10 protein-coding genes and 2 rRNA genes (1 of these 12 cut by a window edge) are annotated in these 12,839 nt (G+C 51.7%); 2 read left to right on the plus strand and 10 right to left on the minus strand.

The features are described 5' to 3' along the window. Together NHM04_RS13095 and rrf are read left to right on the plus strand one after the other, a co-directional pair. Positions 1-1,693: ribosomal RNA gene (locus NHM04_RS13095) — 23S ribosomal RNA — on the plus strand; it begins 1,193 nt to the left of the window's first position. Between the two features lie 173 nt (positions 1,694-1,866). Next, positions 1,867-1,982 (plus strand): 5S ribosomal RNA (rrf, locus tag NHM04_RS13100). An 888-nt stretch (positions 1,983-2,870) separates the two neighbouring features. Here the strand turns inward: rrf and NHM04_RS13105 are convergent. The 10 genes from NHM04_RS13105 to NHM04_RS13150 form a co-directional block, all read right to left on the minus strand. Next, a complete protein-coding gene (locus NHM04_RS13105) occupies positions 2,871-3,200 on the minus strand; it encodes a DUF3325 domain-containing protein (RefSeq protein WP_254264230.1) in 330 nt (109 codons plus the stop codon). Next, entirely contained in the window at positions 3,194-4,771 is a 1,578-nt protein-coding gene (locus tag NHM04_RS13110; protein ID WP_254264231.1) for a PepSY domain-containing protein, read from the minus strand. The genes NHM04_RS13105 and NHM04_RS13110 overlap by 7 nt, the downstream gene beginning before the upstream one ends. Next, the gene (locus NHM04_RS13115) at positions 4,768-5,070 is read right to left on the minus strand and encodes a hypothetical protein (RefSeq protein WP_254264232.1); all 303 of its coding nucleotides are present in this window, start codon (positions 5,068-5,070) and stop codon (positions 4,768-4,770) included. The genes NHM04_RS13110 and NHM04_RS13115 overlap by 4 nt, the downstream gene beginning before the upstream one ends. Positions 5,071-5,250: 180 nt before the next feature. After that, the gene (locus NHM04_RS13120) at positions 5,251-6,615 is read right to left on the minus strand and encodes a lipopolysaccharide assembly protein LapB (RefSeq protein ID WP_254264233.1); all 1,365 of its coding nucleotides are present in this window, start codon (positions 6,613-6,615) and stop codon (positions 5,251-5,253) included. Between the two features lie 28 nt (positions 6,616-6,643). Next, the gene (locus NHM04_RS13125) at positions 6,644-7,261 is read right to left on the minus strand and encodes an energy transducer TonB (RefSeq protein WP_254264234.1); all 618 of its coding nucleotides are present in this window, start codon (positions 7,259-7,261) and stop codon (positions 6,644-6,646) included. A 10-nt stretch (positions 7,262-7,271) separates the two neighbouring features. Continuing rightward, on the minus strand, positions 7,272-7,679 hold the full coding sequence (locus NHM04_RS13130; protein ID WP_253969179.1) for a biopolymer transporter ExbD: 408 nt from the start codon (positions 7,677-7,679) through the stop codon (positions 7,272-7,274). 5 nt (positions 7,680-7,684) lie between these two features. Further along, positions 7,685-8,074: a MotA/TolQ/ExbB proton channel family protein gene (locus NHM04_RS13135; protein ID WP_254264235.1), complete on the minus strand. Its 390-nt coding sequence runs from the start codon at positions 8,072-8,074 to the stop codon at positions 7,685-7,687. Continuing rightward, on the minus strand, positions 8,071-9,387 hold the full coding sequence (locus NHM04_RS13140; RefSeq protein ID WP_254264236.1) for a MotA/TolQ/ExbB proton channel family protein: 1,317 nt from the start codon (positions 9,385-9,387) through the stop codon (positions 8,071-8,073). Before NHM04_RS13140 ends, NHM04_RS13135 begins: the two co-directional genes overlap by 4 nt. Next, positions 9,384-10,178, minus strand: a complete 795-nt coding sequence (locus tag NHM04_RS13145; protein ID WP_254264237.1) for a DUF3450 family protein — start codon at positions 10,176-10,178, stop codon at positions 9,384-9,386. Before NHM04_RS13145 ends, NHM04_RS13140 begins: the two co-directional genes overlap by 4 nt. Positions 10,179-10,296: 118 nt before the next feature. Further along, on the minus strand, positions 10,297-12,495 hold the full coding sequence (locus NHM04_RS13150) for a FepA family TonB-dependent siderophore receptor (RefSeq protein WP_254264238.1): 2,199 nt from the start codon (positions 12,493-12,495) through the stop codon (positions 10,297-10,299). Between the last annotated feature and the right edge of the window lie 344 nt (positions 12,496-12,839).

The following is a 12,839-nucleotide window of genomic DNA, read 5'->3' on the forward strand; positions in this document are numbered from 1 at the left end:
GAAGGTGTGTTGAGAAGCATGCTGGAGGTATCAGAAGTGCGAATGCTGACATGAGTAACGATAAAGGGGGTGAAAAGCCCCCTCGCCGGAAGATCAAGGTTTCCTATTCAACGTTAATCGGAATAGGGTTAGTCGGCCCCTAAGGCGAGGCAGAAATGCGTAGTCGATGGGAAACGGGTTAACATTCCCGTACTTGTTATTACTGCGATGGAGGGACGGAGTAGGCTAGGCCAGCACGGCGTTGGTTGTCCGTGTTTAAGGTTGTAGGCTGAGAGCTTAGGTAAATCCGGGCTCTTAAGGCTGAGAACTGATGACGAGTCTCATATTTGAGACGAAGTGGTTGATGCCATGCTTCCAGGAAAAGCTTCTAAGCTTCAGGTAATAACGAACCGTACTGTAAACCGACACAGGTGATCAGGTAGAGAATACCAAGGCGCTTGAGAGAACTTGGGTGAAGGAACTAGGCAAAATGGTACCGTAACTTCGGGAGAAGGTACGCCGGCCTTGGTGATGGGACTTGCTCCCTAAGCTGAAGCCGGTCGAAGTGACCAGGTGGCTGCGACTGTTTATTAAAAACATAGTACTCTGCAAACACGTAAGTGGACGTATAGGGTATGACGCCTGCCCGGTGCCGGAAGGTTAATTGATGGGGTTAGCTTCGGCGAAGCTCTTGATCGAAGCCCCGGTAAACGGCGGCCGTAACTATAACGGTCCTAAGGTAGCGAAATTCCTTGTCGGGTAAGTTCCGACCTGCACGAATGGCGTAACGATGGCCACGCTGTCTCCACCCAAGACTCAGTGAAATTGAAATCGCTGTTAAGATGCAGTGTTCCCGCGGCTAGACGGAAAGACCCCGTGAACCTTTACTATAGCTTTGCACTGAACTCTGAACCTATTTGTGTAGGATAGGTGGGAGGCTTTGAAGCAGTGACGCTAGTCATTGTGGAGCCGACCTTGAAATACCACCCTGGTATGTTTGGGGTTCTAACGCAGGTCCATTATCTGGATCGCGGACAGTGTATGGTGGGTAGTTTGACTGGGGCGGTCTCCTCCCAAAGAGTAACGGAGGAGCACGAAGGTTGGCTAATCCTGGTCGGAAATCAGGAGGTTAGTGTAATGGCACAAGCCAGCTTGACTGCGAGTCTGACACGACGAGCAGGTACGAAAGTAGGTCATAGTGATCCGGTGGTTCTGTATGGAAGGGCCATCGCTCAACGGATAAAAGGTACTCCGGGGATAACAGGCTGATACCGCCCAAGAGTTCACATCGACGGCGGTGTTTGGCACCTCGATGTCGGCTCATCACATCCTGGGGCTGAAGCCGGTCCCAAGGGTATGGCTGTTCGCCATTTAAAGTGGTACGCGAGCTGGGTTTAGAACGTCGTGAGACAGTTCGGTCCCTATCTGCCGTGGGCGTTGGAAAGTTGAGAAGAGTTGCTCCTAGTACGAGAGGACCGGAGTGAACGAACCTCTGGTGTTCCGGTTGTTATGCCAATAGCATTGCCGGGTAGCTACGTTCGGACGGGATAACCGCTGAAAGCATCTAAGCGGGAAGCCTCCTTCAAGATTAGCTTTCCCTGACTCCTTGAGAGTCCTAAAGGGCCGTAGAAGACTACTACGTTGATAGGCTGGGTGTGGAAGCGTTGTGAGGCGTTGAGCTAACCAGTACTAATTGCCCGTGAGGCTTGACCATATAACAGAAACGACTGATTGATTGCATGATCAATCGACGGACTGAGCCGAAAGGCAGAGTGATACACAGTGTCCTTAAGCAAGACAACATACATCTTTGTTCATCGCCCTATTTGGTTGTGTGACTAGGCACGGCAAACGCCGATAAGACCGAAAACAAACCATACCTGTTTGCTTGACGATCATAGCGAGTTGGAACCACCTGATCCCATCCCGAACTCAGCAGTGAAACGACTCAGCGCCGATGGTAGTGTGGGGCTTCCCCATGTGAGAGTAGGTCATCGTCAAGCTTCTAATCTAAACGCCCTGTAGGTAGTCCTGCAGGGCGTTTTTCTTGTGGGTTACTATCCACGCTAGGTAGTGCTTGCCGATGACAAATAACCGCTCCTGCGTTATCTGCATACACTACATCCATGTAGATAACCTACGGTCATAGTGGTGAGCGCCGTTCACGGCGCTCACCCTGCGGGTAGCCTCCGGCTATCCCACTAATTTGCTTGGAGCAAATTAGCACAGCGAAGCTGCCCGAAGGGTGGGCCCCAGGGAGGGGATTCATGAATTGCTCCCGGCACATTGGTCAAGCTTCAAAATAAATAAGGCTCTTTTTGAAGAGGAGTTACTCTCTGTTATCCGTAAAGGATTCTGTTCCTTTTCAGTCCAAACCCCTTACATCTCTGTAAATAAGGAGCAGTATTGGGGGCCGAATACTCCTCGTTCGCCATCAACTAACGTAGATCAAAGTAAAAATTGCGAGTTATTGTCTTAATAGGGGCTGGCAAACCATACTCATCATCATCTTCGATGATGGCAAGCGTAGCTTGATCTATTATTTGGTTTAGTAATAGGCATCAATAGTCATTCGTTTTTGTGCAGATTAAGTTTTTAGGTGCTCACCTGCTTCGCGAAAGAAAAATATTTTGAATGAGCCTGCTAGCCTTAAACACAGAAATAAATTGAGGCGGGTAAATTATTTACGAAAGCCTAAGCCTTAGGGTTAGGTTGGGTACTGTGTATAAACGCTAATATTGTCGCTAAACTAAAATGGGTGACAGGGCTTGTACATTATGAAGAGGTTGTTCGCTTTCGATTAAATGTAATTGCTATCTAACAAAAAATGATTGTGATATTGCAGCCACATCAGAAGGAGAGAGATATGGCTACAGAGATCAAAGGACTTACTAAGATTGTTTTGTGGTTACTCTACCCAATAGGCATAGTTTCCATAAATAACAAAACCAGTTGGATCGATATGTAAGTATGGGCACAAGGGTAAACCCTGCCACATGAATAACGCCAACCCAGATGGCTATACCTACTTGAGGCCCCCATTTAAGGAGGCACGGGTAAAGCGCTACAGCAATGTGTAAATAACCAAAGCCGTGTAGCAGCCATTTGCGGTTGTCCGACAGCTTACTTTTTCTTCCGTGCAGCAATTGAAACGGTTTTTTAATGCTTGCCGCAAAGTAGGTTAAACCGATCAGAGACAAAATATAGGCGATGATTAACATGTCTCCTCCTTATGCTTGTTGCTCGCAAATGGCTTGAAGGTTGCCAGGCGGAAACCGCCGTTTTCATCTCTTAGCGCGAGATAGTAAAAAGCGGTGAACATACCGAAACCAAATAATAGCGCTATGCCATCAAAGCCCAGGCGAATCCAGTCGCCAATTTTGAATGCTTGTAGCAAGCTTACTGGTGAGGTGAATTGATCCAGTAGCGGAATCGTAATGTATAAAGCTGACGCCAGTGCCAAAAGCGCCGTCCAGCCTTTGCGGTGGCGAGAAAAAACCGCGTATAGCAAGCATATTCCCCAGGTAATAAAGAATACATTGATCTCCCAGTCACGGCGTTCGGCTATGCCCACTGGTAAAAGGCGGTTGGCCCAAAAGAGTGAGCCGGTTGCACATATTAATCCCGCAATACCGCCAACATTTAACGCACTCACCAGTTCAAAACCAAATTGTCCCAGTTGCTGGCGGGCACGTTTAATCACCCACAAAATTGCCCCCGAGGCCACCATGAATGTACCCAGAACGCCGCAGAAGAAAAATAACCAGCGCATAGTGGTATCGGCAAAGTGCGCCTCGTGCAATTGTCGTAGTGAGCTATAAGTGGCGGAGATAACATTATCCGCTTTTTCGGCAGCTTGGTGCTCTATGGGTTGGCCGTCGTAGTTAAAGCTCATACTGGCGTGCCCGTTTCGTCCCGCCGTTAAGGAGTCTTGCGTGCCGGATTCTACAGAGAAGCTAGCGTTGCTTTGGCGTGGATTATCAATCCGAATGTCGCTCACCTCTTGGCCCCACTGTTGCTGTGCGTGGGCAATCATGGCGTTGATATTGGGCTGCCAGTTATCCACTGTAGGGGGGACAACCTCTTTGACGGCGCGAGCGTTATCGCGCCCCCGATCAAAGCGACCGCGATTATCGTCTGTGTTTAAAAATAATAGGGTATTGGCAAATAAAATGAGTCCTGAAAAGGTAATCATAATATGAAAGGGGAGTGCCATAAGCCCTGTGACGACGTGAGCATCAATCCACGAAAGTAAATTTTTACCGGGGCGGTAGGTGAAAAAGTGAGCGAACAGTTTACGCCTAGTAAACAGACCCGTGATAATGCCGACAAACATCATCATGGTCGCTATGCCCACCAGCAAGCGCGCGGTACCGCGTGGAATGTGATAAAGCTCGAAATGAAATCGATAAAGAAATCCACCCCCGGCGGTCTCGCGATTATCGATGGGGTCGCCGCTGTCGGCGTTAATAATCTCGCGTGGCCCGCGGCGCCTTTGTCGCTCTTCGTTATAGTTTTCCCAGGATACCCCCGTTGTACGAGTGCGTGAATCTGGCAGGCTGATTTGCCAGCTTTTCGCGTTTGGTGCGTGTTCGGTTAAGTAATCTAGGGCAACTTGCAGAGATTCTTCCGAAGGCGCGGAAGCATGACTTTCCGGCTGCATCCAATGAGTAATTTCGACACGGAAGAACGCCAGGGTGCCGGCAAAGAAAATAGCGAAAAGAATCCAGATCAGTAGCAGGCTGCTCCAGGTGTGCAACCAGGTCATCGACTGTTGAAAGGCCTGTTTCATGCGCCTGCCTCCTGAACGAGAAGCAACCAAGGCGCCCAGAGTACGGCATTGCCCACCAGGGTAATGGCGATAATCCGGCGGTGATTACTACCGCAAAATAGCGCCATCAAAACCAGTAGATAAATAATAAAGAAAGACATGTTGACCAGTAATCGAGCCTCCTGGTCAGACACAGGTACCAGCCATTTAAGCCAGTGGCAGAGGGCGGCGGTGAATGTATAGCCGCCGACGATGACGGTAGCGATTCTCGCCACCTTCATTAGCGAACTTTGTGCGCTAAAAAAAGAATGAGTAATCATGGGTTTGGTTGCTTAGCTATTAAAAAGTAAGGTGCAGCTGTGGGCTACACGTTGTTAAAACGCCAGCAGAAATTATCTGGCGCCGTTTATCAAAGACTGCTTAAGGGGCTATCTGCGTAGCCTTTAATTTATGTGTTCACTTATTCGAGGCGTTGTAGCCGCCTGTCAATTTGTATCGCTTTACGCTTGATTGCGAACAATGCGTTCCAGCGTTTGAATGTTTTCAAAAACCTGTTGGCGGTTAGGCTCTTCCTTGTAAAGCTGGCGCAATAAATCCAGTGCGGCGGCATAGTCCTTACGGTCAATTTCGACTTGGGCTCGGCCCTGTAAGGCGCGTGCTTTAAACTCGGGCAAGGTTTCGGCGCGCAGGTAATACATCACCGCGCTCTGCTGGTTGTTTCTTAACTTTTGCACATTGGCCATGGTGATTAAGGCTTCGCCATTGCCCGGTGCCAGCTCGATAGCCGCAGCCAATTTGCTGCTGGCGGTTTTGAAATGTTTGCGGGCGATGGCCGCTTGCCCTTCCACCACCAAAAAGTCAGCTTGTTGGTCGCTGGATAATAACCCCTTAACGTCGTTGACTGCTTTTACCAAACGTTCAAGCGCGGACCATTCATCCCGCGAGGCCAACCAGCGGCCCATTTGCAGTACGGTGTCCATATCGCCGGCCTTGGCAAAGCGGCGAATATCCCCCGATAAAAGTTCTACGGCGCGGCGCGGATTGCCCAGCTCCATATGCAGCCTCGCCGCTAAAGCGATGTTTTCCACCCGATCCACCCCTAGGGCTAAGGCCGTTTCCATACTGCCTAAGGCTTTGGTTTTGTCACCGGCGTTCATGGCAATTTGCGCGCGCTGAACCCACAGCCGGCGACCCTTGGGTTTGTCGATTAGCATTTCGTCGACCAGGCTCGCCGCCTGGGTGAAATCGTTGCTGGCGGTGAGGGCGTAGAGTAAGCCTTGGTACCATTGACTGTTTTCCGGGTCGAGATACAGTGCTGTTTGATAACCGGCCACTGCCGAGTGAGGCTTATGCAGCTGTAAATTGACGTACGCCAGTTGGCCGTAGGTTTGGGCGTCGTTACCGCCCAGCTCAAGCGTTTGGCTCAGGTGTTGTTTGGCGTTTTTAAAGTCCTGCTGCATCAGGTAAATCATACCCAGCGCGCGGTGGGATACCGCAAGCCCGGGTTGCATTTCCAGCGCTTTATTAAGGGCGGCGGCCGCCTCGTCATAGCGCTTTAGGTTCAGTAGCACCTGGCCTTTAATTTCATAGAGCGCAGCACTGGCATCACTTGATGTGTTCTGTTCAATTTGCGTCAGCGCGCCCTGGTAATCACCTTTGGCCAGCAGCGGTTGGATCTCGCGAAAAAGTTTCCCCTCCTCGCTGGTTAAGCTGGCGTTGCCTGCTTGCTGATGGCTGCTTTTAAGTAAAAACGTCCACTCAGGGTCGTCCATTTCCAGGGTAATGTTTGCCGCGCTAAGGCTGTGGGCAAAACTTATGCTTGCCACAAGAGCCAGGGGGCGAATAAAACGGTGCAAAAGTGTCATTGGGTAATCGCCTTTATATTCGCAGTCGTTAAGAGTTAATTTCCAGCGGCCAGATAAAACGAGCCCGAACTTTCTTGCCATCTTTTTGCGGCGGGCTGAACTGGCTGCGGTCAACAAAGCGTTTAATTTCGCCCACCAATGAGGTGTGCGGGTTATCGATAATATCCAGCAGAGTGACCTTGCCGTTTTCATCGATCATGACTTCCAGCTTGAGCATAACCTTCTCAATGCCGCGGCTTTTAAGCTCGGGTGGAAATCGGATATTGATCGGTGTTAACAGCGAAGGCTGGCTGTCCAGATCGGCCAGGTTGTAGGCGTCCAGATCAATTTTGTAATCGGTCCACTGGGTGGCCTGTATTTGCACCTCGGGCATGTCCGGGTCGTCCACCTCAACGTCGACTTCCATATCGTTCATCACCACCGCGGGGCCGTCGCCCTCTACCTGAATACGGAAATCGGTTTTTTCCACCACCTGCTGCGTTTTTGGCGTGGGCGGTGGTGGCTCAGGTTGAATCACCTGAACTTCCAACATTTCCGGAGGCTCGGCGGACTCGCGGTTAAGCGCCTGAGAAAGCCACAAAAAGCCAACGGCTAACGCCAGAAGGCCAGCGCTTAATGCCGAGGCACTTAAGTGTTTTTTATCCATACCGCGACGCCTATTCCTTAAGTGCGGCGATGTTGACGCTGACGGCACCGGCAATTTTTGCCTCGTCGATGACTTCCATCAATAGCTCGGTGGGCACGGTGCGGTCGGCCTGAATAACCACCGGGCGGTCTTCGCCGAGTAGTAGTTGTTCGACCGTGCCGCGCACGCCCGCCACGCCAATGTTGGCGCTGTCGTACATCACCTCACCGTTTCCGGTAATGGCCAAAAGAATGGATTGTTGATCTTGCGATTGCGCAGAAATGGCCTGGGGCTTATCTACCTCTACCCCGGTTTCTTTGACAAAAACCGTCGAGACAATAAAAAAGATCAACAGAATAAACACCACGTCCAGCAGGGGCGACATATCAATGCCCTGAGGCTCCTGGCTTTCCAGGCGACGCTGCAAACGGCTGGTCATGTCAGTTACCTCGCGGTCGTGGTGGCGTAGCAGCTTTTGCCCTTGGCGTTTACAAACACCAGCAGCAGCCAGCCGGGGATTGCCAAAACCAATCCCAGTTGTGTGGTAAACAGCGCGTGGGCAATACCGTTGGTCACCATCTGGCTGTCAGCGCCGCCCAGCATCATGCCGGTAAAACTATCTTGCAGGCCGGTGATGGTGCCAAACAGGCCCATCAGCGGTAAGGCACCGACTTTTAGCGCAGTGATTTTGCGCTGATACTCGGGCGCATTGTGTTCGGCCATTTCCGGCGCCTCTAAAAGATGCAAATAGTCCATCCACAATTGGTGATAGATGTAGAGCGTCAGCAATAACATCAGCCAGCACACCCAGCTGTTGGTGATTTGCTCAATCATGCGGTTGCCTCTTGCGTGGTTTTGGCCGGTTGTGGCTCGGCATCTTCGCCGCTCAGTACCAGGGCAAAGCTTTCCAGGCCGTGGTAATAGCGTTTCGCCTTGCGTGATAAAACAGCGCCTAACACCAGCGCGGGAATGGCGACTACCAGGCCCAACTCGGTGGTCACCAGCGCCTGGGCGATACCGCCGGAAATGACTTCCGGATCGCTGGAGCCGAAAGTGGTCATCATGCGGAAGGTTTCGATCATTCCGCTTACCGTACCCAATAGCCCTAACAGAGGCGACACAGTGGCAGTAACGGTAATGATGGTAAGCCAGCGCTCCAGCACGGTTTTGTCGTCGTGCAGTTGGGCAAACAAGCGGTCGTCGCGCTCGCGCGGATTGTTGCTGTTGAGCGCAGTATCAAGCAGTGCTTTTTGCATGCTGCCTTTTTGCGCCTGAATGTTGGCGCGCTGTTGTTGCAGTTCGGATCGGGTGCGCGCTGGAATCAGTTTGGGCAGCTGCCACAATTGCCAGCCTTTAAACAGCGCGGTAGCGGTCGCGATTAACGCAAACAGTAAGATGGGTGCGGCCCACAATCCACCTTTGGCGATGTGCTCAATTAAGGTCTCGGAGGTTTGTTGCGCGTGCAAGGCGCGGCCTTGTGTCGGGTCGAAGGTAATCTCGCCCTGGGGGTTGGTGGTCAGGTTAACGATATTGTCGCTCTGTCTGCCAGACAGTTGTGCCAGGCTTTTAAGATGGCCATCGTTATCTGTTTCCGCCAAGCCCGCTTGTTCGGCATCCACATACCAGCTGGCTGGGCCAATGTGCAATGTGGGTAGCGGCGCGATGGTGCCATCGGCGCGCACAACCTTTTCTTCACGCCATTGTGGTGCCATGCGTTCGTGCAGTTGTTCGCTGAAGCGGTTGGTGGCGTTGATTTTTTCGCTAAGAGAGAGTTCAGCCAGTTGCTGGTTGCTGTAACCCTGTTGTTTCAAAAAACGGTTCAACAGGTTTTGTTGAAACCTCTGTTGCTCTTTCCAATCTTTCAGGCGCGATTCCAGTTGCCCCAGGCTTAGGGTTTTCTCGTCCATTTTGCGGCGCGCCACGGCGGTTTTATCCCGCAGGTTTAAAACCTCTTCTTCCAGGCTGCGTAACTTACCGGCAACATCGTTGCGCTCGCGCAGTACCTTCTGCTCGGTGCGCTCTAAATTATTTTGCGCGCGTTCAATTTTTTTAACCAGTGAGGTTTCCACATCTTGTGCGGCCGCGGGTGCGGTGTAAACCACGCAGAGAGCTAGCAGACTACTGAGAAGTGCAGCGGTTAATCTCATGGCTGTACCTCCTCGGTGCCAATAATAATGGGCAGCTGTACCAGTTGTGGCGGCTGGCGTTTTTCGAAGACATCAATCGCGCGATTAATCGCGTCGCCATCTATCTGGTCGCTAAACTGCCACTGCCAGGTGTGGTTCACAATACGACCGTAACCGGCGTAGTCACCCCCTCGGCTGGCAAACCAGGCGTAGCCGGCGCCAAGGTAAATTTGTTTCACCAGTACATCGTCTGTGCCTGTACTCATTACCGTTTCGTGGGTGGTAATGCGCTGGTTAAATTCGTCCAGGTCTGACAGCTTGGCCAGTGTGCCTTGCAGCAGCACGGAGGTTTCGGCTTGGTCGCCAACGGCTTGCTGCTCTTTTTCCCAATTGTCGCGCACCAATTCTGGCAGCATGGGGGAAAGACCATCGGTGGTGGCGGCCAGTTGCGCCAAGGCTTCGGTGAGTTTTTCTTGCTGTTGTTCCAGTTCGGCCTGCTCGGCCATTAATTCTGAACGACGTTCTTCTACGTCGTCCTGCCCGGCGCTGCTTTCTTGCAGCATTTGGGTCAGCTGTTCTTTTTCGGCTTGCAGCAGGGATAAACGCTGTTGCATGGCCGGCTTTTGGACTTTCCAGTCATTGATCAGCGCGTGATTTTGTTGCTCCACCTGTAACCACTTTTCGGTTAAGCGGTCGATCTGTGCTGGAGTGGCGGCGCTCAGGTGCTGGGCGCTGCATAACGTCAGGGCTGCAAACAAAAGGTTGCGCGGGACCGTAAACGAATGATGGGATGGGGCAATAAATCTAATCATGACAAAAACCATGTCATTAAGGGTCTATGGACTTGGCTCGGTTACTTAGCTAAATACCCGAGCCAAAATGAAAAAACAGCGACGCCCAAGGACGCCGCTGTAAAACGCTCCTAGTCGTTTAGAAGGTTTTGCTCAACGATACCAAGTAGCTGCGGCCCGGTTCGTTGTAGGTGTTGGCACCGGCGTTAGTCGAGGTACCTTCACGCTTCAGCTGGTCATTAACCAGGTTTTTCACCGACAGAATCACTTCAAAGCCGCCGCTAAAGGCGTAGTTGGTGCTGAAGTTAATAACGTTGTAGGCGTCGCGATCCATTTGGTTTTCAACCACGTCGCCACTTGCTTCGAGTTTGGGGCTGTCGGTTGGGCCGTAGTGTTGGCCGCTCAGCACCATGTCCCACTGGTCGGTTACAGACCACACCAGCATAGAGTTCAGGGTGTAGTCCGGAATAATGCTCAGCGGCTCACCGGTGCTGGTGTCTTTGGATTCCAGCATGACGGTGGCGTTTAAGGTAAAGGTCAGTGCCTGGGCAAATGGTACGCTTAAGTTACCTTCCAGCCCTTCAACAATTGCCTCGGGGGCGTTTTCCCAGCGGAATACCTGAGTGCCGTCGTAAACGCCGATGGGGTCGGTGCCCGAGGTGGTGATCTTGTTTTCGTAGTCGTTGTGGAAGTAAGTCAGACCGGTGGCAAAACCACTGTCGCCGGTGTAGTTGATACCGATCTCAGAGTTAATAGAGGTTTCTGCTTCCAGGTCCGGGTTACCCAAGATAGTACAGCCGCCGCCAAGGCTCGGATAAGCCAGTGGGCAACCATTACCGCGAGTACGGTAGGCATAGTTAGGGTTCAATTGATACAGGTTAGGCGTTTTAAACGCACGGCTCACACCTGCTTGCAGCGACAGGTTAGAGGTTGCTTGCCAAGAGGCGTTCACGCTGGGTGACCAGTTGGTGCCGGATTCGCTGTGTGAGTCAAAGCGCACGCCGGGGGTCAGCATAATGGTGTCGGTAAGAGCGATGTTGTCTTCGATGTAAACACCAAACAGATAGGCGTCGGTGGTGGACGGACGCAAGTCAGGGTCGACAATGGTGCCGGGAATATCGCCTTCTTCAACATTGCCCAAACCGTTTTGATTGTGGACATCGTCTTCCAGCTCTTCACTGCGGTACTCAGCACCGTAAGTGATGGTTTGGTTTAAACCGCCCAATTGCACGGGAGTATTCCACTCGGTTTTTGCGGTGATGTTTTGCAGTTCAGTAGTGACAAACTCTTCAGAGTTGATGGCGCCGTCGCCACCACCAGCAGCCCCTTCACCAAGGCGAGAGTTGTTGGTGTTTTCCCACTGAATGTAGCTAAAAGAGTCGCCAAAGCTGAAGTTGCCTCTGTGAGTCAGCGACAGAGTCTTGCGGCGCATAACATTGGTTTCTTCGCCGACCAGCAGGTTGGACATTTCGTGATCCACACCCTGGAAGGCATTATCACCAGCGTAAATATTGCCCTGACGGCTGTAGGCACCTTCCAGCTCCCAGGTTTGGGTTTCGCTTTGGTCAAAGCGCAGCATGGTCCGGAAATCCTGGTTCTCTACACCTTCGCGGCCGGCGGCAACACGTGAGCCCTCAACGGTTTCGTCACGGTTGATGTCCACATCGTCAGCGTCTTGTTTGTTGTAGCTAATATAAGTGCGCTGCGAGAAGCGCTCGGTCAACGGGCTGGCGGCAACGATGTTAGCGCGGTACTGATCGCCTTCCATACTGTCCTCAGACAGCTGAGTTTCGGCGGTGATGGTGGCCGTGGCTTCATCGGGTTTTTTAGTGATGATGTTAACCACACCACCGGCCGCGCCGGAGCCGTAACGGGCGGCGGCGGGGCCGCGAATAACTTCAATGCGCTCGATGGCTTCTGGTGGAACCCAGTTGCTGTCGCCGCGAGTGTTACGCTCGCCAGAGCGACCCATTTTTACCGAGTTGCGCGACAGCACAGGTTTGCCGTCGATCAAAATCAGAGTGTTTTCGGGGCCCATGCCGCGAATATCAATTTGGCGGTTGTTGCCGTACTGGCCCGAGCTGCTGTTGCCAGACAAGTTAACGCCGGGCATGGTGCGAACGATTTCGGCAATATCATTGGCGACCGGGCGGTGCTTCATATCCTCTTCGGTGACAATGGACACGCCCTGGGCTTGTTTTAGCTCTTCCGAGGCGGCCTGCACCACGGTGGTTTTCAGAACTTCAACATTTTCATCCTCTGATTGTGCCAGTGCCATGGTGGAGCACATCGGCAAAAGGGTGCCCAACAGGGCCGCTTTGCTGCTCAGCTTACTCATTAAGGTTCATCCTATAACTGGTCAATGGTGAAAAACGGCCTGACTCTTGATGGTCTTACGCGTAGTGAGTTGTTATTGCGCAGCTGGCCGAAATGACTTTGATAACAATTATCAATTAGCTTGGGGTGCGAATTGTAGGGCGGGCTTACTGCGGATGTAAACTATTATCATTTGAAGTTTACGTTTCTTTTAATTGGGGCAGGGGATCATTTCGAATCTTCACGGAGCCCGAAAGCTAACTGTGCCCGCTTACATCTTTAAATTTCTTTAAGTTAGCTTAAGGTTTAAGGGACATTATCTTGATATAGTTAACCCCTTGGTTTTTATTTGTGTGACCGTGTTTC

It is taken from the genome of Gilvimarinus sp. DA14, from assembly GCF_024204685.1.
Taxonomy (GTDB): domain Bacteria; phylum Pseudomonadota; class Gammaproteobacteria; order Pseudomonadales; family Cellvibrionaceae; genus Gilvimarinus.

What these genes read in the sequence shown, in the direction of transcription:
- NHM04_RS13105 (WP_254264230.1), bottom strand. Translation starts at nt 3,200, where the DNA reads ATGTTAATCATCGCCTATATTTTGTCTCTGATCGGTTTAACCTACTTT.
- NHM04_RS13110 (WP_254264231.1), bottom strand. Translation starts at nt 4,771, where the DNA reads ATGAAACAGGCCTTTCAACAGTCGATGACCTGGTTGCACACCTGGAGC.
- NHM04_RS13115 (WP_254264232.1), bottom strand. Translation starts at nt 5,070, where the DNA reads ATGATTACTCATTCTTTTTTTAGCGCACAAAGTTCGCTAATGAAGGTG.
- NHM04_RS13120 (WP_254264233.1), bottom strand. Translation starts at nt 6,615, where the DNA reads ATGACACTTTTGCACCGTTTTATTCGCCCCCTGGCTCTTGTGGCAAGC.
- NHM04_RS13125 (WP_254264234.1), bottom strand. Translation starts at nt 7,261, where the DNA reads ATGGATAAAAAACACTTAAGTGCCTCGGCATTAAGCGCTGGCCTTCTG.
- NHM04_RS13130 (WP_253969179.1), bottom strand. Translation starts at nt 7,679, where the DNA reads ATGACCAGCCGTTTGCAGCGTCGCCTGGAAAGCCAGGAGCCTCAGGGC.
- NHM04_RS13135 (WP_254264235.1), bottom strand. Translation starts at nt 8,074, where the DNA reads ATGATTGAGCAAATCACCAACAGCTGGGTGTGCTGGCTGATGTTATTG.
- NHM04_RS13140 (WP_254264236.1), bottom strand. Translation starts at nt 9,387, where the DNA reads ATGAGATTAACCGCTGCACTTCTCAGTAGTCTGCTAGCTCTCTGCGTG.
- NHM04_RS13145 (WP_254264237.1), bottom strand. Translation starts at nt 10,178, where the DNA reads ATGATTAGATTTATTGCCCCATCCCATCATTCGTTTACGGTCCCGCGC.
- NHM04_RS13150 (WP_254264238.1), bottom strand. Translation starts at nt 12,495, where the DNA reads ATGAGTAAGCTGAGCAGCAAAGCGGCCCTGTTGGGCACCCTTTTGCCG.